The following is a 25,713-nucleotide window of genomic DNA, read 5'->3' on the forward strand; positions in this document are numbered from 1 at the left end:
GCTATAAATTAATTGAAGATGTTAAATTGTCTCCGGCGGGTTCTATAATCGCCGTAGCTACCAAACGTTTTCCTGCATAGGGGTTGCGGCCATGGGCACTCAGCATATTATCAAGATAAATGATATCCCCTTTCTCATATTTAAAGGCAACCGTATGCAGGTTATAAGCCCTTTTTAGCTCAAGATATTCAGCCAAACTGATTGCTGTCCCATCTCCAAACAAAGTGTCAGTATGGATCAGGTCTGCAGGCGCCTTTTCTGTATAAGCCAGTCCCACTTCTTCGTATCGTGCGTATTTGTTAAAAAAATAGACGTGATTGAACCAGGTGGCTTCTTTTGATACAGGATGCTGGTAAACAGCAGGCTTAACCCACTCAATCTCCAGGTGTTCATCACTTATAAAATTGTACCTGATGTCATTTTGATTACAGACCTTTTCTACTACCTTCTGATCCGTTGTCTGAAATACTTCCTGCCAGGACATGCCAACATCTTTAATCAGGCTGCGCTTATACAATACCCCTTTTGCTTTAAATTTATTCACCAGCCCGGGATCGATAGCAGCCAGTATCTTCCGTGAATCTGCTATCGGCGTCTCTCCGCCCTGTTCTGCAGGCTGTAAACAACAGAACAATATCTTCATTCCCCATGACCTGCTATAAGAGGATTCATTATGCAGATTAATACTTTCTCCCTTTGGATAATCTGTAGAGTTATATACATTCTTCACCTTCTTATCCAGCTCATGCCTGGGTGAAGAGCGAAACATATAGGCCAATGGGGCGGAATCAAAACTATCTACAAACCTTCCAAAATCGTCCAGCGTGCCAATATCAAACCCTCTTAACAATAATCCGCCATGCAGCAATAATTCTTCTTCAAATTCTGTTCTGTTTTTCTTCACCCAGTCAACAAGGTCAACGCCCTTAAACCTGGGTTTAATCACCAGGGGAAACTGGCCTATAGGTAAAAATTCTTTAACTACCAGCGACTGATCGCTGATTGCAGCAGCACTGGATTGAATATTCTTCAATTTGCTCAGATTATTCATAATAAATAATTTAGGAATTAATTTGTTTTTTGAGTTTTGAAAGGTTTTTACGCTGCACCTGATTTACCTGTTCAGCTACCAGAGTAGCTTTTAATCTGCTCAACGTAGCGTCTTTATCGGACAGGCAATATTTTAGCAAACGTTCCAGCTGAGCGATCAGCGATTGGATATAGGCATCATCAAAACGGTCTTTGCGGTAAGAAAGTGATATCGTCAACTTCTCTTCCCACTCTGTGATATCAAACCATAAATCCGCTTTTACAAAATGTCCTTCCGGTTTTAAGGGTATAAAATCAAGGTCTGGATAACTGATATCCGCCATATTAAGATCGGTCGGGTTAAGATTAAATCCTATATTAAATTCACCCCTGCCTGTATCGATATCCGCTACATCAAGATAAGGAAAAGCACTGTGTGCTAATACGGCTATGACGGATGCCTTTACCTTGGTATACAGGTCCTCAAAAGTAGGGTCTCCGGTTATGGTTGTCCTGATGATAACCGTATTCAGAAAAAGCCCAACTATGTTTTTTAACGCTTCACTATCCCTGCCATTTACCGGACTACCAAAACTGATATCCTGCTGCCCGGTTTCCATATACACTACTACATTGACCAAGGTCAGCAACATGATGAACATGGTACCCTGCTGTTCCCGGTTATAACTCCTCAGGCGCTGCAACAAAACCTGGTCAGTAACCTGCAGCGTCAAAACATTGGCCTCATTGCGCAAAGCCACATTTTGCCTGGCAGCCGGGAAGTGCACTTCCGGAATCCGGTCCTGCAGATAACTTCTCCAAAATGTTTCCTGTTGCATACGGTCATCTGCCGTGATGGAGAGTGAGTACGCATAATCTTTAAAAGTATAGCCAACCGCAGGCAACACATCGCCTTTGTAAAGTGCCAGTAATTCTACAAATATGAGCTTCAGTGAGAATGGATCAACCAGGATATGATGAGTATTAAAGAAAATAAAACAGGTTCCATCAGTATTTCTCAACATCCTGATCCTCAATAATGGCCCTTGCTCAAAGTCAAATACAAAACGATTTTCTTCTGCCAGTAAATGCATGGGTTCATCATCGCCATATGCTGCCATAAATCCATCCATCGTATCTTGCACAAGTAAGCTCAGCTCTCCATTTTCATCATAATTGATCACCGAACGCAGGATATCATGCCGCTGTAACAATAACCCGAATGCCTCCTGTAGCTTTAGCTGGTCTATTTCGCCTTCTACCTGCCAACCCAATGTAATATTATAAGAAATAGCTACATTTTCCTGCTGCGAAGCCAGCCAGTATGCTTTTTGAATACTGGTAATTGGATAGGTCTTTAAGGCTGGCGCCTTCATCAATCTGTTAACCACATGCTGCTCTTTACCGCCAATTACTGCTGCCAGCGCTTCAACCACAGGGTTTTCAAACAAATCTTTGATAGTGATCTGTACGCCCATTTCATTACCGACTGCGGCAATAATCTGTATAGCCAACAAGGAATTACCCCCCAGCTCAAAAAAACTATCTGTTATGCTGATCCGTTTTATTTTCAATAAGTTAGTCCATATTTTAATCAGCTTTTCCTCTGTGTCATTTCTTGGCGCTACATAGTTACCAGCTAACAATTCAATATGCTCAGCAGCTGGTAAAGCTTTTTTATCAATCTTTCCGTTTGGTGTTAAGGGTAGTTTATCCAGCGTAAGCAATAAGGCAGGTGCCATATAGGCCGGTAGCCTCAATTTGATATAGGCTGATACGGCTGACTGATCAAAGCCCTCTCCCGGTACAATATACCCGACCAGCATCGTATTCCCTAAGGCATCTTCCTTCTTCACTACCACACATTCACGAACCTCTGGTAACTCGCTGATCACACTTTCTATTTCTCCAATTTCAATCCTGTGACCTCTAACTTTCACCTGGTCATCCAGCCTTCCCAAACATTCCAGCTCTCCATCTGGCAACCAGCGCCCCAAATCTCCCGTGCGGTAGAGCTTACCATTTTTCCCAAAAGGAAGACTGGTAAATTTCTCCTCTGTGAGTAACTGTTTATACAGATAGCCGCGCGAAATGCCATCTCCTGCTATATAGATCTCACCGGCTACCCCTACAGGTAATAATTCTTTACCCCTGCCCAAAACATACACCTGCGTATTAGCAACAGGAGTACCAATGGATATCTTATCTGCAGGTGTAATCGCTTTGATTGTAGAATAGATGGTAGTTTCTGTAGGGCCGTACATATTATAAATAACACCCTTGTAATAGGTAAACAGCTCCTTAGTTAATGCGACAGGCAATGTTTCACCACCAATCATTAATGTTTTCAGTTGTTTTAAGGCATGCTGACCAACAGGGTTACTCAACAGCTCTTTGGTAAACGATGGCGTGCACTGCAAGTGGGTAATCCCCTGCTGCAAAATGATCTCTTCTGGTGATCCTACGTTTTCCATTCGCCTGGCCAGCAACTTTTGCTGTGCTGCCGTTTGTTTAACCAGGTCCTGTAATTTCTTCAGATGCGATAAATGCGCTAATGTGATAGCTGTGTCAACACCAAAATCAATAAGACAAGCAACCTCATTCACACCGATGGCGTGCAGCTCCCCAATACGCGCCAGGCAACTTTCCGGTGTTCCAAACAACCCGCTTGTACTAAAATAGCGTTCAAAGCTGATTTCCAGTATCAGATCCAGATCTCTTTCAAGACTTAGTCCGGCTTGATCTGCTACTGGTCTGAGCAGATCTATTGAATGCCGCAGGTAATTTTTAAATGGTTCCTTTACCGTTTCTTTAACCTGCTGCACATCATCACCTATAAAGGCATGCAGCATCAGCGCTACTTTACCCTGTTCAGGATCAAACCCATGCGCAGCCAGGGATGCCCTGTACACCGCAATCCTGTCTTTTAATTCTTCATTGGTCTTACCTAGTAAATGTGTAAGCAAGTTTGCACCCATGGCGCCTGCTTGTCTAAATGCTTCCTCACTTTCCACGGCAGTTATCGCCTCTTGCGCGGCAAAATTAAACAGGCTGAAATCCATATTCACCTTAGCGGTCAATGGTAACGGACGATCTGGCAGCATAACCACCTTGTTCCCATTGATCAATGTCCAGAACAATTCCACCACAGAGATATCAAAACTGATACTTGTCACAGCCAGCCAGTTTTGTGGCCCGTCAAACGCAAAGCGCTGGTAAAGTCCTGTAAATAAGTTAACCACATTCCGATGGCTGATCATTACTCCTTTAGGCTTACCCGTAGAACCTGAAGTATAGATAATATAGGCCAGCGAGCTGGCAGCCAATGGCGTAACTGGATTTCCGGGATCCTCCCCATCCAGCAATAAGCGATCACTCAATGACAGTACAAAGGGTACTGCTCCCGCAGTAATTAAAGCAGCGGTATCCTTATTCACCAGCAATGTTGATACCTGGGAATCTTCCAGCATGTAATTGATCCGGTTAATGGGATATGTTGGATCAATGGGAACATAAGCAGCGCCCGACTTCAGTATCCCCAGCAAACCTACCATCATATCCACCGACCGGTCTATACAAATCCCCACCAGCTGGCCTTCACCAACGCCCTTGCTGATCAGATACCTGGCTAACTGATTTACACGCTCATTCAGTTCCCTGTACGTTAGTTCTTCGGCTTCAAAAACAAATGCCTTAAGGTTAGGTGTTTTTCTCACCTGCGCTTCAAATAAACTCACTATCGTTTCCGCTATATCATAATTTACAGCGGTATCATTAAATTCATTAACGAGTTGAGCATGTTCATCCGCCGTCAATATTTCAATCTCCATCACCGGAGGGTTTGCTATGACCTGTCCCAATACCTGCTCAAAGTGACCTTTGATCATTTCGGCATAATAGCCGTCCAGCAGGTCGCTGTTATAGGCAAAATCAAACCGTAAACTATCCTGCTGTTCTACTGCAGTTAATGTTAACAGGTAATTGGTCTGTTCTTCAACCGTCAAATCACCTACTTGTAACACCTCTTCTTCAGCGTCCATCTTCGGATAATTTTCATAGACTAAAATGGTATCAAACAAGTCTCCCTTGATACCTATCCACTGTTGTATCTCATTTAATGTGGTATACTGATATTCTCTTGCCCTGGTATGTTCTTTCTGGATCGTAAGCAGCCAGTCTGAGGTAAGCTGTTCGTCCGGCACAATCGTGTACAAAGGAAGATTATTGATGTATAAACCGATACGGTGCTCAGCATCAGCCAGGTCTGCAGGACGACCAGAAACCACTACACCAAAAGCAACGCCATTATTGCCGGTATACTTGCTTAATAACAGCGACCAAATACCCTGTACCAATGTATTTACCGTTAATTGATGTTGCTGGCAATAACGTTTTACGGCAGTTACCAGCCCGGCTTCAACAACCAATCGTTGATGCGCTATTTTACCGCCCTTATTGCGCTCTATTTCAACTACATTACTAGCAAAAGGCAAGAAACTCTTTTCGGTGTAGCCCGCCAGATACTCTTTCCAGAATAATTGTGCTGTATAATGATCAGACTTTCCAATATACCTGATATAATCTCCATAATTATCTACCGGAATAGCGGCAGGCGTCCTGCCCCTGAAGTAAGCCGCATAAGTTTGCAGGAACGAAGAAATCAACACCGCATTAGACCAGCCATCCAGTATAATATGATAATGCGTCCATATCATTTTATAGGAAGACGCACCCAATTTAATCAGGGTAATACGCATCAATGGAGGCGTTTTAAAATCAAATCCACGTTCCAGATCTGCCGCTAAAAACTGCTTTACAGCAGCTTCCTTATCTTCCACCTCCGTGTAATCCAATACCGATAAGGGTAACCGAACATCCTCATGTACACACTGTACAGGTATACTCAGTTCATCAGCAACAAAACCAGTCCTTAATATACTGTGATGCTGGATAATATAATTCCATGCCTTTTCAAAAGCCCCTATATCAAGGCCATGCGGCAAATCGAGCCGCATCTGCTCCATATAGGCTTTTCCATTACTGTCATACAAGTGGTGGAATAACATACCCTTTTGCAGAGGGCTTAACCGATAAATATCACTAAGCTGTTTGCCAGCTAAAAACCTGGACAATTCTTTGTAGTTAACCTCCGGAGACAATCCATAATCTGAAGGGGTAGCCTGCTTCTCCTGATGGACACAATGCCCAATCAAAGTACTCAGATGGTCAATAAAGGCTGTCGAGAGTTTTGCTATGGTAGCCTGTTCATATTGCTTTTCGCTATACCCCCAATTTATGATGAGCATGCCTTCAGTCACTACACTATTGATATCAATTTTTGTCCCTGCCGGATAGGTACCTCCAATATTATTGCCAGGATGTTCAGCCGCCGCATGTAAAAATTCGCTGCCTGCCAGCACATTGTCAGTCTGGCCCAGATAGTTAAAAACAACATCCCATTTGGCATGCAGTGTAGTTTTGTAACGTAACAGCCCATATCCCATGCCCTTATGCGGCACCTGACGCAACTGTTCTTTTACAGACATGATCAGGTCACCTGAAGATAGATCTGCTGCTGTGGTTAAGAGCAATGGATACACGTTTGTAAACCAGCCAACTGTGCTGCTGGTATCAAGCTCAGCAGCAATATATTCCCTGCCATGCCCTTCCATTCCGATAACCGCAGATGAACTTCCGCTCCATTCATTTAAGGTACTGATCAGCGCAGTCAATAAAATATCATTGATTTCTGTATTGTAGGCCCTGTTCGCATCTGTCAGCAATAAACGCGTCAATTCTTTACTGAGCGTTATGGTATGCGTAAGCCTGTCGGCCCATACTATTTTTTCTGCATCTCTGTCAACCGGTAAAGGTGAATAGGCATCGGCAATATCCTGCCAGAAAGCCAGCTGCGCAGTTACCTCATCTTGCTCTGCGTATACATTTAACGCATTCACCCATTCCCTGAAAGAACTGCTTTTTGCGCCCAATGCTGCAACAGGCTGCTTTAACCCTTCCTGAAACTGTTCCAATAAAATCCTCCACGATACGCCGTCTACCACCAAATGGTGTATCACCATAAATAACCGGTTGCAGGCCTCACTTTCCGGTGTTTTGATCAGCAATACCTTAATCACTTTTCCCTCACCGATCGCTAATCCCCTTTGGGCTTCATTGCACAATTCCGTAATGTCCCCCCCCTCATAAACTTCTACAACACCTGCTGCATCACTATATTCCTGTATCCATCCACCTTCTCTTTGTGTGTACCGGAATCTAAGCGCATCATGCCGGGCCACCAGTGCCTGCATGATGGTGGTGACCTGCAAGGCAGTTATGCCTTTATCAATACTTAAAAGGTGTGATTGATTATAATGAGATTTGTTATCATATTCCGTATCCAAAAACCACCGCTGTATAGGTAGCAAACCAGCCTCACCTGTCAAAAGGCCCTGCTCTGCAACATTTACAACAGCATTCTCCTTCAGTCTTGCAGCTAGAGCAGCAATAGTCTGGTATTCAAAAACATCCTGCGGTTGTAAAGTAAATCCATGTTTATTGGCCCGGCTAACCAGCTGTATACAAATAATTGAATCGCCCCCAAGCTCAAAAAAGCTATCATAGATACCAACCCTGCCAAGGCCCAATAGCTCTTCCCATATCACAGCCAGCTGTTGCTCAGTTTCATCCCTTGGCGCCTCGTATGCATTGGTCAATAAAGATACTGCATCAGGATCTGGTAACGCTTTTTTATCTACTTTGCCATTGGTAGTTAAAGGCAGGGAATCCAGCATCATAAACAAGGCAGGGATCATATAATCAGGCAGCTGTGCTTTCAGATGCTGTATAATATCTTCACGCTCTTCATTCTTGTCCGCAACCATATAAGCGATCAAACGCTTATTGCCTAAACTATCTTCTTTAGCGACAACGATGCCAGGAACGATAAGATTAAGTACCGATGTGATTTCATCCAGTTCTATCCGGTACCCGCGGATCTTTACCTGCTCATCTGCCCTGCCTAAAAATTCGATATGATCATCCGGTAAGCGCCTGGCTTTATCTCCTGTTTTATACAAACGCTCAGCATTGTAAAGCACAAATTTCTCTGCTGTCAATTCAGGAAGATGTAAATATTCTTTAGCTAAGCCCCGTCCGCTTACATACAAATCGCCTTCAACCCCTACAGGCAATAACTGCATTTCATTATCCATGATATACATTTTCATATTTGCTATAGGCTTGCCTATGGGTATCTGTCCTTTATAAATGCGGTTCGGGTCTACTTTATAAGTGGATACACACACCGCACATTCCGTAGGTCCGTAAGCATTATAGTAGGCGCAAATACCTGAATAATACAGTGCGTCGCTAACAATAGCGGCTTCTCCTGCAGTAATAATCACACGCAGAAAATTTAACTTATTACGGTCCAGCGTGCGCAGATAAACTGGTGGGAAGGTAATTACACTCACCCCATGCTTTTTGGTATAATCCAGAAACTTATCTCCATCGGCAATGATTGGCTCTGCTATCAGCACCAGTGTCGCGCCAGCATAAAAAGCCATAAATATCTCTGAAACAGAAGCATCAAAAGACAGCGAGGCAAATTGTAAAATACGGTCCGTTGTGGTAATATCAAATTTCAGCAGCTGATCCAGCGACATATTAACATTACTGGCGTGCCTGATGGTTACTCCTTTAGGCTTACCCGTAGAACCAGAGGTATAAATTACATAAGCCAGATCATCGGGACTAATTACATAATCACGCTCCCGACTGGAAAACTCCTCAAAATCATCAAATTGTATGTCAATAGCTAATACCGGTACATCAAGCTCCATAAGCTCCATCATACTGGACCATTCTATAATTAACACTTTCAGGGCTGTATCTCTGATGATATAAGATTTTCGCTCCAGGGGGTAATTGATATCAATCGGTACATATGCAGCCCCTGCTTTTAAAACACCCAGTATAGCTACTATTGACCATACTGATCGATCCATCATGATGCCGGTCAGGTCATTAGCCTGCAGGGAATACGTAACCCTTAAATAATGTGCTAAACGGTTAGCCCGGTCATCCAGTTCCCGATACGTCAATTCCTCTCCAGCGAAAATCACTGCTATATTTCCAGGTGTTTTTGCTACCTGTTCCTCAAACAAATCTACCATCGTTTTATCCAAAGGATAATCAACCGCAGTAGCATTAAGCCCTAGCTGTTCTTCTGCTGTTAACAGATCAATAGCTGAAACCATCCTGGTGGGATGATTGATCAGTTGCTGTAAAACCTGTTCAAAATGCCCCTTAATCATTTCTGCATAATAAAGCTCCAGCAGATCGCTGTTATAAGAGAAATCAATAACCAGCTCTTCTTTCAAACTGACAGAAAGGCTCAGCAGATAGTTCCTTCTTTCTGTCAAACGCATACCATCAACTTTTAACGCATGTGCATTGGCTTCATATTTAGCTTTTGGGTAATTATCAAATACCATTACTGTATCAAACAGATCACCTTTTACATTGATCCAATGCTGTATCTCGTTTAACGCAGTATATTGATATTGTCTTGCATCGGTATGCTCCCGCTGGATCATGTGCAACCAGTCAATAACCACTCCTTCTACCACACTATGCAGCGGTAAATTATTAATGTATAAACCAATTCTCTGCTCTGCATTCAACAGGTCAACAGGCCTGCCGCTCACTACCATACCAAAAACTACCGCCATATTGCCCGTATACCGGCTTAACAGCAATGCCCATACACCCTGCAACAAAGTAGTGGGCGTAAGCTGATGTTGCTGGCAAAATTGCTTCATCTCCTCCGTAACCGCCCTGCCTGTGCGCAAATAACTATGCGCCACTTTGCCGTCTCCCGTATTCCGGCTATGTTCTGCAACATTCCCTACAAATGGCAACATGGTTTTGTCGTTAAGCCTGTGCAGATAATGCTTCCAAAAATCCTCCGCAGCAAAATGGTCAGCCTGACCAATATATTTAATAAAATCACTGTACTTGTCTTCTTCCTTAACGGCAGGAACAGCACCTTTTGCAAAGGCTTCATAGGCCTCCAGAAATTCAGCGATCAACACAGAATTAGACCATCCATCCAGCAAAATATGATAGCGTGTCCATATCATTTTATAAGAAGAACTGCTTAATTTAATCAGTGTAATCCGCATTAAGGGTGGTACATCCAGGTCAAAGCCCTGTTGAAAGTCATCGGTAAAAAACACATGCAGTGCAGCTGCTTGTACATCTCCCTCGAGCCCGCTGTAATCCAGTAATGTAATGGGCATGCTGACTTCAGGATGTACACATTGTACTGGTATACTAAAGGCATCCGCAGTAAAACTACTTCTTAATACACTGTGATTGCTCAGGATATAATTCCATGATGCGGTGAAGGCATCTATACTCACACCAGCTGTAAAGTCAAGCTGAAACTGTTCCAGATAAGCCGTACTTTGATCATACAAATAGTGGAACAGCATTCCTTTCTGCAATGGTGTTATGCGATACACCTCAGTGATATTTCTATCCGCCAGAAAAGCAGACAGTTCTTTGTAACCCACTTCAGGTGCCAGTCCACAATCAGAAGGGGTAAGCTCCCTTGTTTCAGCTTGCTTACAATGGGTGATTAATAGTTTAAGGTTAGCTAAAAATGATGCTGCCAAAGCCTGTATAAAATCAGCATCCGCAGTAGAACTGAAACGCAGGTTCAGCTCCCCTTCTCTTATAATAGCACTGATGTCCAACATTGGGCTAAATGAAAAATCAGCGGCAACACTATCACCTGTCTCTTCACTTGCGGCATGTAATAAGGCACTGTTCAACACATTATCTGATTGGCCCAGGTAATTAAATAAAACATCCCATTGGCCTGCCTTTAAACTATCTCTTACGGATGCTGAAGGATGCAGGTAACGTAATAATCCGTATCCTATTCCATTTTGCGGCACCGCTCTCAGCTGTTCCTTTACCTGCTTAATCAGATCTCCTGAAGCAATTCCAGGCGCTGCAGATAACAAGACGGGATACACCGTAGTAAACCAGCCCAGGGTAGCACTGGTATCCAGGTCCCTGGAAATATACTCCCTGCCATGTCCTTCCATGCCTATCACCGTATCCACTGCACCCGTCTCTGTAAATAACGTTTGCGACAGTGCGGCCAGCAGTATATCGTTAATTTCTGTATGGTACACCTGGTGTACTTCCTGTAACAAAGCCCGGGTATACGTACTATCGAGTTTGAGCACAAAACTTTTACGGGACGCTGTATTTTTTATAGCCAGAGGCTGATAAGCCCCAATTACATTTTGCCAGTAAGTTTGCTGGGCTGTTATGACCTTACTTGCAGCATACTGCTGCAGCGCATTCCCCCAAGCCCGGTAAGAAGTAGATTTAGCACCCAGTGTTTCTCCATTTAACAGGTTATCCAATTGTTCCAGCAATATCCGCCAGGATACACCGTCCACAACCAGGTGATGGATCACTATAAATAATCTGTTATAGGCATCAGCTGCAGGTGTTTGTATCAACAATACCTTAATCAGGCTACCTGTTGTCAGATCAAGCTCCCTTTGCGCTGCGTTGCACAAGACAGTAATCTCAGCACTTTCATGTACTTCAACAATTCCTTCAGCAGTACCATACCACTGTTGCCCATCCTGATAAATAAACCGTAAAGCATCATGTTGCGCTACCAGCGCCTTTACAGCAGTGTTAACTACAGCAGCACTTACTGATTTATCTATATTGAGCAACTGTGATTGGTTATAATGCGCAGGATGCGCATAGGGCAACTCAAAGAACCACTGCTGTATAGGCAGCAGTACTGCCTGGCCTGTCAGCAAGCCCTGCTCTGCGACCATATTATCGTTATTATTATCCATTCTGGTGGCTAATAACCTAATGGTCCTGTACTCAAAAAGGTCGCGCGGATGTAGATGCAAACCCAACTTACTGCACCTGCTTACCACCTGTATACTCACAATAGAATCTCCCCCCAGCTCAAAAAAGTCATCATCGATGCCGATACGCGCTACATGCAGCAATTCCTGCCAGATGCCTGCCAGTTTCCTTTCCGTGTCCTTAAGGGGGGCGACATAAAAATTAACAGGAACAACATCAGGCAATGCCTGCTTATCAATCTTTCCATTGTGGGTAAGTGGCATTTCCGGCAGCTCCAGCAATAACGACGGAAGCATATATTCCGGTAAATGCGACTTTAAATACGCCTGTATAAAGTCCTTGTCAAATACTCCCTCCGGCACTATATAGGCAATCAGTCTTTTATCTTTTAGTATCACAATGCCCTGGCTAACCTGCTCACAGCTATTTAAGACAGCTGTAATTTCTCCAGGCTCTATCCGGTAACCATTAATTTTCACCTGGTCATCAAGCCTGCCCAGGTAAACCAGGTTGCCATCAGGCAGCCATTTGGCAAGATCACCAGTTTTGTACAGCCGCCCATAATCACCCTTAGTAAAGCGCTCATTGGTTAATGCTGGCAATTGCAAATATCCTTTGGCTAAACCTACTCCTCCAATGTATAATTCTGCCGGTACCCCAACAGGGGCCAGATTGCCGGAGGTATCTAATAAGTAAAGCTTGGTATTGGCAATCGGTTTTCCTATAGGCACATCGGTAAAGGCAACAGGTTCAGCTGTAAAGAAACTATACGTGCTACAACCCACGGTTGCTTCCGTAGGCCCATATTCATTGATAATCTCTACCCTTATACCACTGTCTGTCCAATGCTGTACATCTCCCGATTTTAAAGCCTCACCACCCAGCACATATTTATGGGTAAGGCCCGGCAGCAATTGTGCATCCAATATGTTCTTCAATACAATCAGATGTGCAGGGGTAAGTTTTATAAAATCGTAAGGTGCATACCTGACAAAATTAGGGTCATTAAATATGTCTGTGCCGCCGCCCGTGCTAATCACTATTTGTTTGCCCTGTAACAAAGGAATGTATAAAGCAGTTACCGATGCGTCAAAAGTCAGCGGCATATGGATATAACTACCTGTTTTATTACCGTCTACCGTATAATTGCCCATAGCATGCAAGCTATAGTTGTACAGGCTCTCATGTCCAACTACTACGCCTTTAGGTTTACCAGTGGAACCAGAGGTATAAATTACATAGGCCACATGATTGGGCATAATCTTATAGTCACGCTTATAATCAGCTGCCAGTTCAAAATCATCAAACTGCCTGTCGATAACTAATACCTCCACTTCCGGCGCAATGCTATCCAACACAGTTGACGATGCTGTAATTAATACTTTCAGGGCTGTATCTTTGATCAGATAAGCTTTCCGGTCGGCCGGGTAATGGCTGTCAATAGGTACATAGGCCGCTCCTGCTTTTAATACACCCAGTACAGCTACAACAGCCCATACCGAGTTATCCATCATAATCCCTACCAGCTCATCCCGCTCTACCGCGCAAGCAGCTCTTAAATACTGTGCCAGGCGGTTTGCCCGGTCATCCAATGCTTTATAGGTCAGTTTCTCTTCAGCGAAAATCAGGGCAATATCATCAGGCGTTTTGGCTACCTGCTCCTCAAACAAATCAACTATCGTTTGCTCAGCAGGATAAGCCGTCTCAGTCAGGTTAAAATCAACCAGTAACTGCTCCACCTCTGCAGGTGTGACCAATTGTACAGCGGCAAGGTTCTTTTGATGGAGCAATTGCGGTACCACATGCTGAAAATGCCCTATGATCATTTCTATCGCACTGCTATCTAATAAATCAGTATTATAACTGAAGTTAAATTTCAATTGATTATCCTTTTCAACAGCTGTAATCGTTAAGGGGTAATTGGTCTGCTCATTCATAGCTAACTGAGCTATCGGTAACAGATCCTCTTCTGCATCGCTATCAGGATAGTTTTCAAAGACCAGAATGCTATCAAACAAATCTCCGTTTATGCCTATCCAATGCTGGATTTCGCTCAAAGCGGTATATTGATATTGTCTGCTATGCATATGAGCGCTTTGCAATTCCTTTAGCCACAATACCGTATCCTGCTGCTCACCCAGTACCGTCCGCAAGGGAATAGTATTGATATATAATCCCACACGCTGTTCTGCATGCTGCAAATCAAAGGGGCGACCAGATACCACTACACCAAATGTGATATCCGGAGATGCCGTATAGCTGCTCAATAACAGAGACCATACGCCTTGCACAAAAGTATTTACGGTCAACTGATGTCGCTGACAAAACCTCTTTATTGCCTGCGCATTGATTTCAAACAGCCTGTGTGCTACCCTGCCTTCGTCCTTACTGCGCTCATGGTCGGCAACTTTTCTGGCAAAAGGCAATAAAGTCTTCTCCCTAAAGCCTGACATATATGCTTTCCAGGCTTCTTCAGCTACCGCAGCATCAGTTTTGGCAATGTATTTGACATAATCTGCATACCTGTCTTCTTCTTTGGCAACAGGGAAATTTCCGCTGGCAAAAGCCGCATAGGCTTGTTTGAATTCGGCTAACAATACGGAATTAGACCAGCCATCCAGTATAATATGGTGATGTGTCCAAACCATTTTATACGACGAAGGGGCTAACCGGATCAAAGTAATCCGCATTAACGGCGCTACTTCAAAATCAAAACCAAGTTCTAAATCTGCCTTTATAAAGGAATCTGCCTCAGCAGCATTCATATCCAGCACTTTAAAAGGCACAGACACCTGCTCATATACACATTGTACAGGAACAGCCAATTCACCAGCCACAAAGGCGCTTCTTAAAACACTAAACCGGGTAAGCAAATAATTCCATGAAGCTTCAAATGCAATTACATCTATAGTACAGTTAAAATCAACCTGTAGTTGCTGCCGGTAAGACTTAGCCGCTTCATCATACAAATGATGGAACAACATTCCATTTTGCAAAGGACTAAGCCGGTAAACCGCACTGATATTTTTAGTTGCACAAAACGCAGCTAATTCTTTATAGCCCACTTCTGGTGCAAGTCCAAAATCTGATGGTGTAAATTCTCTGCGGCCATGTGTTTTACAATGGACAATTAATTGCGTTAGCTGATCAATATAAGCAGTTGCCAGTGTAACAATCGTTTCCGGATAATACTGCTGAGGAGCATAAATCCAGTCCAGCACCAGTACATCAGCCACAATTATTCCACGCACATCCAGCTTCCTGTCAAAAGGAAATGCCGGGCTGATGTCATCCCCTTTATCCTCATCCGCCAACATAATCAGCTTTGCTACATGATCAGTCTGTCCGAGGTAGTTAAAAACAATATCCCATTTGCTCTTCAACCCCAGCAGCCCATAACCTAAGCCCTTATCGGGGACAGTGCGCAATTGTTCTTTTACGCCACTGATGAGCTCTCCCGATGATAAACCTTCCTCAATCTCCAGTAACAAGGGGTATATTGTTGTAAACCAGCCAACCGTTCTGCTGGTATCTACATTAGGGTTAATATCTGCTCTACCATGTCCTTCCATGCCAATTACACTGCGTGCTGCACCTGTCCAGTCAAACAGTACTTTAGCCAATGCAGTCAATAAAATATCATTAATTTCAGTATGGTATGCTTTGTTCACCTCGGCCAGTAGTGCATGCGTAAGCTCTTTGTTCAGCACCACACGATAGGTCTGCCTGTCTGCAGCTGTGATAACCATGTCTGTAGTTTTATCTACAGGCAGAGCCACATACTGCTCTGCCATCCCTTTCCAATACTCAGCTGCTTCATACTGCTGCAAAATGGCAGCCCATTCCCTGTAAGAGCTGGTTTTTAAACCAGGCACGATATGGTCTGCCATCACCCATTCCTGAAACTGCTCCAGTAATATCCTCCAGGATACACCATCTACAGCCAGGTGGTGGATCACAAAAAACAACCGGTTATACACATCCTCTTCAGGCGTTTGTATCAGCAATACTTTGATTAATCTGCCCTCAGTAATGTCAAGACTTCTTTGTGCGGCATTACATAACGCTGTAATATCGCCTCCTCCATGGATGTCAAAAACGTTTTTTGCCTCAGTATAAAATTGCTTCCATGTACCATTCTCCTCCTTATAGCTAAAGCGCAAGGCATCATGTTGTGCGACAAGGGCATCTACAGCACTTTTAATCGCTGTAGTACTTATTTTTTTATCAATCTTTAATAACTGGGATTGGTTATAATGCGACTTATCCGTAAAATTACTTTCTAAAAACCAGCGTTGTATAGGTAATAAAGCCGCTTCTCCTGTTAAATGTCCTTGTTCTGCTGTATTTTCCAGGTTAATTTCCTGCAAATGCAAAGCAAGTGAACCAATAGTCTGGTACTCAAATATATGCCGTGGACTTAGCGCAAGCCCATACCGGTTGGCCCTGCTTACTACCTGGATACTGATAATGGAATCTCCCCCCAGTTCAAAAAAATTATCATGGATGCCCACCCGTTCAAGATGTAATAGTTCTTTCCAGATATTCACTAAGATCTCTTCAGCTCCATTGCGCGCAGCAACATAATTGCTGGCTGTAAATGTTACCTCTGGTAAAGCCTTTTTATCTATTTTTCCATTTGAGGTTACCGGTAATGCTTTTAATTCTACTATTTGCGAAGGTACCATATACGCAGGCAGCTTACTGCTCAGGTGATGCTGCAGGAAACCGGTGTCAAATTCACCATCAGGAACAACATAGGCAATCAGCCTTTTGTTGCCTCCGGCATCCTCCTTTACCACTACTACGCTCTGCCTTACAACCTGATTTAACACCGATGCAATTTCACCCGGTTCTATCCTGTAACCACGGATTTTAACCTGCTCATCAATTCTGCCTTTAAACACGATATTGCCATCTGCAAGCCTGCTGACCAAATCACCTGTTCTGTAAAGCCTGCCCTCAGCAAATGGGTTAACGATAAACTTTTCTGCAGTAAGGGCCGGAAGGTTTAAATATCCTCTGGCAATTCCATCACCGCCTATCAATAACTCTCCTGCTACGCCTATAGGACACAGCGCAAAATTTTGATCAACAATATAAATATCAGTATTGGAAAAAGGCTGACCGATGGGTACTATCCGATAATCATTTAAAGGTTTTACCTGGAACAAGAGTTTGCCTATAGTAGTCTCCGTAGGTCCATAATGGTTCAGCACTTTTATGGAGGTGATATGTTGCAACAAAACCTGTGGCAGCTCCTCTCCACCAAATATAATCATCCGCTGAGGCAGCAGATACCGCCCGGCATCTTGCAGCGACTTCCAGTAAGAGGGAACTATCTTGATACAATCAATGGCATACTGCTCAAAATAAGCATGTAATACAGCTGGCGTCCTCAATGTTTCTTTAGCAAACAAATGCAAAGTACCACCTGAAAATAAGGAGCCAAATAGTACCGTATTTCCTAAATCTGTAGAAATGGTAGACATAAGGGCAAAACTACGGTTCAGGGACATATCAACTGTAGCAAACAAGCCATACAGATAATCCGTTACATTTTGGTGTGTGATCATTACACCCTTGGGTTGCCCTGTTGATCCCGAAGTATAAATTACATATAACAGATCCCCGGCAGTCAAATCGGTTACCAGCCTGGTACCTGGCTCCGCTGAAGTTTCGTCCATAAGTATTACATGGAGCTTAGCACTGTCCAGCAAAGCTTCGCACGACCTGTCAGTCACGACAAAATGTGCATTGGTATCGTTTACAATAAAATCAAAGCGCTCCTGTGGATAATCCGGATCAAGCGGCACGTAAGCCGCACCTGATTTAAGAATACCTAAAATGCCTGTCAGCACCATTTCTAAAGCCCCATCCAGGCACAACAAGACCATGGAATTTTTACTCACACCATGTTTTACCAGCTCGTGTGCAAGCTGGTTAGACCGTTCTTCTATCTCTTTGTAGGTAATACTTTTTTCTGCGTAAATAAGGGCTACAGCGTCAGGTGTACGAGTGGCTTGGGTTTCAAATATATCGACAAGTGTAAGTTCTTTAGGATAAGGCACCCGGTTTACCGTAAATTCATCTTCAGCCAGTAGCATGTTGAGCTCCCCTATCCGTGTTTCCGGATCAGCTACTACAGCAGACAGCAACAGGTTAAAGTGTTCCTTCATCCGCATCATAGTCTCCGGAAGAAACAAATCCGTATTGTACTGCATACTTACATCCAATCCTTCCGCAGTTTCAGTAATACTAAAAGTCAGGTCAAGTTTAGAAAGCCGCTGTTCAACCGGTACTATATTGAAATCTACATCTCCAATACGGTAATCCTTTACCTGTTCATTGTTCTGAAAAACAAACAGCACGCTCAGCAAAGGGGCATTACAAGGAATATCCTGATGCGCTAAAGCTTCGAGTGTACTTTCCTTTACCCGGGCCAGCAGTTCTTTAAACCCAGGATTACCACTCAAATCATTTCGCAATAGCAGTACATTCACAAAAAATCCGATTAAAGGCGCTACTTCGTCTTGTGCCCTATTGGCTACCGGCGAGCCTATGCTTAAATCTTCCTGGCCCGTATAGCGGTATAATAGTATTTTAAAGACTGTTAACAAGGTCATAAACAAGGTTACCTGCTCCCGGTCAGCCAATTTCTTTAACAGCTGGGTCTGCTGTTGATTGACGCTAAAAAATAAGCTTGCTCCTTGAATACTTTTTACAGCCGGCCTGGCAAAATCCAGTGGCAACTCCAGCAAAGACATGTCTTTAATCTTGCTTTCCCAATACTCCCCATTGAGGTGACCGCGCTGCCAGATGGCATAATCAGCATACTGAAGTGCCAGCGGTGTAAGTACCGCTTCCCGTGTTTCTTTTGCGGCTAAATATAATTCAGTAAGCTCTGCTGCCAGGATTGGCATAGACCAGCCATCCACAGCAATATGATGAAATACAATGGCCAGCACGTTTCCTTCAAAAAGACCAGCACGTAACAAATGGTCTGTAGAAAGATCAAAAGGCATCGCCAGAAACTCTTCCAGGCTGCCCTTATAATCGCTCATTTTCCACTGTCCTGCCGGTAATATCACCTGAAATGAATCTACAATAACCGTCCTTAATACTTCATGCCTGTTTAGCAGTGCAGCAAAGGCACAGGCTAATAGCGTTCTGTCAATTTCCCCTTGTAGTTGTAAAACAACAGGAATCTGATAATGACTGCTTCCTTCTATCTGGTGCACCAGCCATAAACGTTCCTGTGAAAATGACAAAGGTAACCGGGCAGGCCTTTCCTGCCGCTCAATTGCTGGTAAAGAAACCAGTTTATCCTGCAAGCTCAGGTAATTACTTAAAGACCGCACGGTAGGATGCAAAAACATTTGCTTCAGCGGTACATCTACCTGCAATGTTGTCCTGATGGCGGCAGCTACCCTGGAGATCAGCAGGGAGTTTCCACCCAACTCAAACAAGTTATCCATAACCCCAACCCTTTCAATACCCAATATGCGCTCCCAGATTGCGGCAATATTTTGCTCCAGCTCATTCTCCGGTTTCGCATATAATTTGTGGATCACATCATCCTCTTGTACATCCGGTAAAGCTTTTCTGTCCGTTTTACCATTTGGGGTTACCGGCAATGCTTTTAACCGCACAAAAAAAGATGGCACCATATACCCTGGCAGTATAGTCAGCAAGCCCTCGCGCAACAAAGCCTTATCCACAGCAGCAGCAGATACATAATACGCAACCAGCACATCCTGCTTTACTGCGACCACAACTTGCTGCAACGTATTATCCAAACGCAATAATTCATGTTCAATCTCTCCGGGTTCAATCCTGAAACCATGTAATTTCACCTGCTCATCTATCCTGCCCAGAAATTCAATATTGCCATCAGCTAACCACCTTGCAGTATCACCAGTATCATACATTTTACCATCGCCAAGCAGGTCTGGCACAAATTTTTCAGCTGTAAGTGCATCATTATGGAGGTATCCCCGGGCCACACCCGGTCCGGCCACATATAACTTCCCGGTAACTCCAACAGGTACCGGCCTTAAATAATCATCCAGGATGTATACCCGCAAATTAGCGATGGGTTTTCCAATAGGAATAATCTGATCGTTAGCACTTACTTGATATACTGAAACACAAACAGCACACTCTGTTGGCCCGTAAGCATTATAATAAGCAATGGTTTTGGCAATAGTAACAGCCCGTTGCAGATGTGCAGCTTCCCCTGCTGAAATAATACACCTTAATCCGCTGATATCTTCATCAGATAACAAATCAAGGTAGCTCGGCGGAAAAGTGACTACCGTTGCAGCATTTTGCTTCAGAAAGGAGCCAAATGTGTGATGTTCCTTAAGCACATCCTCCCCTGGGATAACTAACGTAGCACCACTGTACAGTGCCATCATTATCTCCGAAACAGAAGCATCAAAGGCGATAGAAGCAAACCATACAACTTTATCTTTTAGTGTAATATCAAATAACCGGATCTGATCCAGAGACATATTTACATTACTGCTGTGCGTAATCATTACGCCTTTAGGCCTGCCCGTAGAACCAGAAGTATAAATTACATAAGCGAGGTCAGCAGGAGCTATTGTTCTGCATAAATTGGAGCTGTCGTACTGCGCAACAGCAATTTCCTCTTTGATTAAAATGGTAATACCACTATCAGCGATAATATAGTTAATTCTTTCTTCAGGATAATCAACATCAATTGGCAGGTATGCCGCACCGCTTTTTAGTACCGCAAGTATAGTAATCAGTGCATTAGCTGATTTTGGCAACAGCATGCCAACCACATCATCTGCAGCAATAGTATAATGATCAAGCAAATAACGCGCAAGCTGATTTGCCTTTGCATTTAACACGGCGTAGGTAAGTGTTTGCCCCTCAAAACTCAGGGCTATTGCCTCAGGTGATTTTAACACCTGCGCTTCAAACAAATCTACAATTGTTTTATCCCGGGGAAAATCCCTCGCAGTATCATTAAAATCGTAAAGTATATGGTGCTTCTCTGCTTCGTTCAACACCGGGATACCGGTTGTATTGATGTATTCTTCTAATTGCTCAATCCACAATTGATAGTTGTGTAGAAAATGTTTAGCCAGCTCAGTATGTACAAAGCTTCCGGCATATTCCAGCTCCAAATGTAAATCTCCGTTTTCCTTCCATATCTTCAACAAAAAAGGTAGCGGGGCCGATGTCTCTGCACCGTATACTAAGCCAAAATGGGTAAGCGCTGCAAAATCAATATCGCTCTTTTGTAAAACATTCACCTCATATTTTGCATTCAAGTTGACTTCCAGCACTTCATTTTTAATTTGAGACAGAAATTCCCTGATAGTAATTTCCTGCGCCGGATATACAGCTAATAGGACCGGCTGTTGATCTATAGAAAAAACCATTCCATCAAATTCCGCAAAATACCGTTTAAGTAACAAGGCATAAATGGCCAGTAGCACCGTATACTCTGCAATTACACGTTCTCCGGTAACCTTATTCAAATAGGCCAGCTTTTTACCGCTGATGACAGTTGTATGAGATGAAAAAGTATGCGCTTTACGAATAGTTTTTCTGTCTTTTATCTTATTGATCCAATAGTCAGAAAGTAGTTTATTTTCGATGTTATGATCGATCATCTTGAAGTACTTTATAAGATTATAATTATTTTAATATTTAAGCAGGAACAGTCAGCTCAAAATCATTGAACAGGGCCTGGATAGCTTGATTTGATTAAAGCAGCATGGCTTTATCAAAACAGCGTACCAGCTGTTTGTGATTCGGGTAAAAGCGAAGAAGTATAAATTGAAAGGAGCAGTTACAGGTAAATATGAGTTGAGCAGCGCGGGTGTTACAGTTGATATAAACAGTTTTTTTGCAGCATTAATAAGCCAGCAGCTTACAGGCGTATGTTGAGCAGGGTCATAGAGCACATTGCCCTTGCAAATTAAATTTTAAGGTATTGTCAATCACTCTGAGCATCGCCGTCAAAATACATTCCCCCTCCCGGAAAAACCATTTTCGGCCAGCCAAAAATCATTTCTTAACAGGGGCACTCTAGTTAAGACTAGAAGTTAATACATACCGCGTTCTGATGCAGATGAGTACGGGCTGGTACGGCATTCCTATTTTCAGGCGTGAGCTGTTCAGGTAATAAGGATAGAATGATACTCCGTTTAAGAAAACTTACCCTAACCAGTATTTTATGTTCTCCATAGCACTCTACTATTTCGCAATCAAGTCCTGTTAGTGGCCCATGATGAATAACCACTTTCTGCCCAGACTCAAAATACCGTTCAGAAACTGAAATCTCTTTATCATTCTTAAAAATCAGTTTCAGATCATCAATCACTTTCTCGGTAACCCGTACTATTTCCTTCCCTGATCTGATATAAGATACTACCCCATCTATTTCCAATACCTTGTACATAGATTCTATATCCTTTAAGTAAATAAAAACATAAGAGGGAAACAGTGGCGCATCCATATATTTTTTCCTGTCACTCCATACTTTAAGTATTTTATTAACAGGAAAAAAGTATTCAATTCCTCTTTCAGTTAGCTGGTTGCATATTTTTTTTTCGTAACGCGACCTCGTATAAACAACATACCAGCCGCTATTAAAGTTCTTCATAAGAAAATATATGAAATTATATTATTATAATTAATAAACAAATTTATTGCCCATAAGAATAATATATATTCAAAAGAAAGAGCTATCGCTACGTTGAGCCACAAAAAATAGATAATTATCTGTAAAAATTAATTTTTTTTAACCTTATTAGAAATGATAATATCAGAAAAATATTGCACTCTATGATTAACTCTGTACTGCAATATAGTTAGTTATTTTATATTATAGAATTTTATTAGCAATTAATTTCTAATTTTTATTACATAATGAAATAAAATTTATTTGACATCTATTGAAGGCCTTTACAGATAAGTGTTTTTATTATCAGGCAACATTTTTTTTGCTTTATAGTTTTTGAATGAAGGGCCTCCCTCTTACCTGTGTGTTACATTGACACTTCCACCATGTAAATAACTTACTGTTGTCAATAGGTGGATAAGGTAATACATATAAATTTGTGATTACAGCCACCCTAATCGAACCGCCATGAGCTATAAAATGAAAGGTCCCAGCATTCTCTTTAGTCGGAATGGCAGCATTCGTTTTACTAAACTGTGATAAAGAAAAGGAATTTCAATTCTTATACTCAAGTAGCATAATAGCAAAAACAGTTAGAAAACTGTCAGTAAAAAAGTTATTGAAAGGCTTGTGGTTGATCGAAACTGGTAGATTTAAAGCTTATTCATATTTTAACGCATCAACAGGATTTGCCCTCACAACTTTAAAAATCTGTAAGCTAACGGTAAGCAGCGCAACACTTATCGACAATCCTACCGTAGCTATCATCGGCCATAATGTTATTTCCGCCCGGTAATCAAATTGCTGTATCCATTGATAACTTATGATATAAGCCAGCGGACAGGCGATTAAATTGGAGATTAGTACCAGTTTCATGAAGTCTTTATTCAACAGGACCAATAATTGGCTCAGGTTTGCGCCCAATACTTTCCGGATACTGATTTCTTTGCTTCTTTGTTCTGCCATATATAAAGCCAGCCCCAATAATCCAAGACAGGAAATCAAAATGGCAAACCCTCCAAATAAATTCGATAAGACGCTCAATAAATGCTCATTGGCCAGTTTGTCCTCCATTTCTTTGTGCACGAAGTATAACTCCACAGGATATGCCGGGTTCATTTTTAAACTCAGATTCTTGATCATTTGTATAGAAGTACTCAAATTCTGTGCAGGATTTAACCTCAGCAGCGCTACATAAACTTCTCTTTTCGGTGTGGCAGCTGTCCCCAGAAAGGTAAGAGTAGGTGATACTTTATAAGCTGGCGACTCATAGCTGTAATCTTTGATAACGCCAATGATCTTATACGGACTTCCAGCTTTAGTAATCATGGTTCCCACTGGATTTTTCAACCCCATTACTCTAACCGCACTTTCGTTCAATAACACGCTGCTGGTGTCTGTACCAAATTCCCTGGCGAAATCTCTGCCCGATAATAATTCAGCGCCGATAGTTTTGATAAAATCGTACCCGGTGACCCTGTTATTCCATGTATATTTCCAGTTGTCATTATTTCCGGGCCAGGTGACATCCGAAGAATTATTACCATAATTTGTTAATCCTGTAGAATAATCCGTTGCAGAAAGGACAGCTCCCGATCTGATCAGTTCTCTCCTGAATACCTCCCGTTTTCCAGGTTTACTGAACTCTCCGGTAGCTTCCAGCTCCACGAGGTTTTCTTTATTAAATCCTAAAGGCTTACTCCTGATATAGCTGATCTGTTTATAAATAATGATGGCGCAGATGATCATACAAACCGAGCAGCCAAATTGTACAACAACCAATATCTTACGGATAGGCAAAGATGTTTTTCCAACTCCAGTAAAGCCTTTCAAAACTTTTACGGGTACAAATGAAGAGAGGTAAAACGATGGATAACTGCCGGCCAGAACCCCTGTAAGCAGAATCAGGGACAATAAAGCCGACCAGAATGGTATGGATTTATAATTAATGGTCATTTCAATATCGAGCAGATGGTTGAAATAGGGAAGGCAAAATTCGAGCATAACGAAAGCAAATGCCATGGCGATAAATGAGAGTACCAATGATTCTACCATAAATTGTCCGGCAATAGCTTTCCTGGTAGATCCCAAAGCCTTTCTTACCCCTACTTCCCTTGCCCTTTTTTCAGATCTTGCCGTGGAAAGGTTCATATAATTAATACATGCGATAGCCAAAACACAGCAAGCCAGGAAAAGAAATAATTTGACCTGACCGATCTTTCCGCCAACTGATTTTCCGTTTTCAAATTGCGTATACAAATGTGTTTTACTGAAAGGGAACAGAAAGGCTTCGGTACGATCGTGTTTATCTGCTGAATGTTCAATGATCATTTTTCTTAAAGTGGCATCGGCCGACTCAAAGTACTTGTTATCTTTTAATTTAATAACAGTATTAGTATATCCTGAGGACCAGCCCAAATCCTTAAACCTGGGATTATCCATCAGGAAGAAAGCCCATGTGGTTAATGCTTCAAATTGTATAGTTTGATTACCAGGTAAATCTTCAATGACAGCCGTTACTTTGAGCCCTTCCCGGTTATCCCACTTGATGATCTGTCCTATCGGGTTGGCTTTCCCAAAAAACTTACTGGCCATTTTTGCCGTGATCAATATTGATTTCGGATCTGCAAAAGCGGTTTGCGCATTCCCTTTTATAAATTTATAATCAAATATTTGTAAGAACTGGGGGTCAACAGCCCATGTTTTAATCTTGAAACTATTACCCTTGTAATTAACTAACTTGTAAATATTTATCAAACGACTTACTGCTTCAGCACCTTGTATTTTTTCTTGTGCCTCCATGGCCAGTGTTGCGGGCAGACCATTGTCCAGTGGCCCCAGCGTACGATCAAAACCAGCAGTATTAGCCGCATGTTTGGGTACGCCATAAATCCGGTCTATATCTTTGAACTGTTTATCATATCCCCACTGATAATTTACATAAAGGAGTAACAAAAGGCAGCAGGTTAAACCAATAGCTAAACCCCCGATGTTAATCATGGCAAAGCCTTTATTTTTCCAAAGGTTACGAAGGGCTACTTTAAAGTTTAGCTTAAACATAGTGGGATGATTTAAATCTGATTAATGAATTACTATAC

General features: G+C 42.5%; 4 protein-coding genes. All 4 read right to left on the reverse strand.

Annotated elements, in window-relative coordinates; genetic code table 11:
• Position 1: 1 nt before the first annotated feature.
• The 4 genes from AB3G38_RS07780 to AB3G38_RS07795 all read right to left on the reverse strand — a co-directional run bounded on the left by AB3G38_RS07780 (position 2) and on the right by AB3G38_RS07795 (position 25,675).
• Positions 2-1,051, reverse strand: coding sequence for a TauD/TfdA family dioxygenase (locus tag AB3G38_RS07780; protein WP_367867927.1), 1,050 nt, complete (start codon positions 1,049-1,051; stop codon positions 2-4).
• A gap of 10 nt (positions 1,052-1,061) precedes the next feature.
• On the reverse strand, positions 1,062-21,602 hold the full coding sequence (locus tag AB3G38_RS07785; protein ID WP_367867928.1) for a non-ribosomal peptide synthase/polyketide synthase: 20,541 nt from the start codon (positions 21,600-21,602) through the stop codon (positions 1,062-1,064).
• Positions 21,603-22,030: 428 nt separating this feature from the next.
• The gene (locus tag AB3G38_RS07790; RefSeq protein WP_367867929.1) at positions 22,031-22,597 is read right to left on the reverse strand and encodes a transcription termination/antitermination protein NusG; all 567 of its coding nucleotides are present in this window, start codon (positions 22,595-22,597) and stop codon (positions 22,031-22,033) included.
• Between the two features lie 678 nt (positions 22,598-23,275).
• Positions 23,276-25,675, reverse strand: coding sequence for an FtsX-like permease family protein (locus AB3G38_RS07795; RefSeq protein WP_367867930.1), 2,400 nt, complete (start codon positions 25,673-25,675; stop codon positions 23,276-23,278).
• Positions 25,676-25,713 lie beyond the last annotated feature (38 nt).

The sequence above is a fragment of the Pedobacter sp. WC2423 genome (genome assembly GCF_040822065.1).
Lineage (GTDB): Bacteria > Bacteroidota > Bacteroidia > Sphingobacteriales > Sphingobacteriaceae > Pedobacter.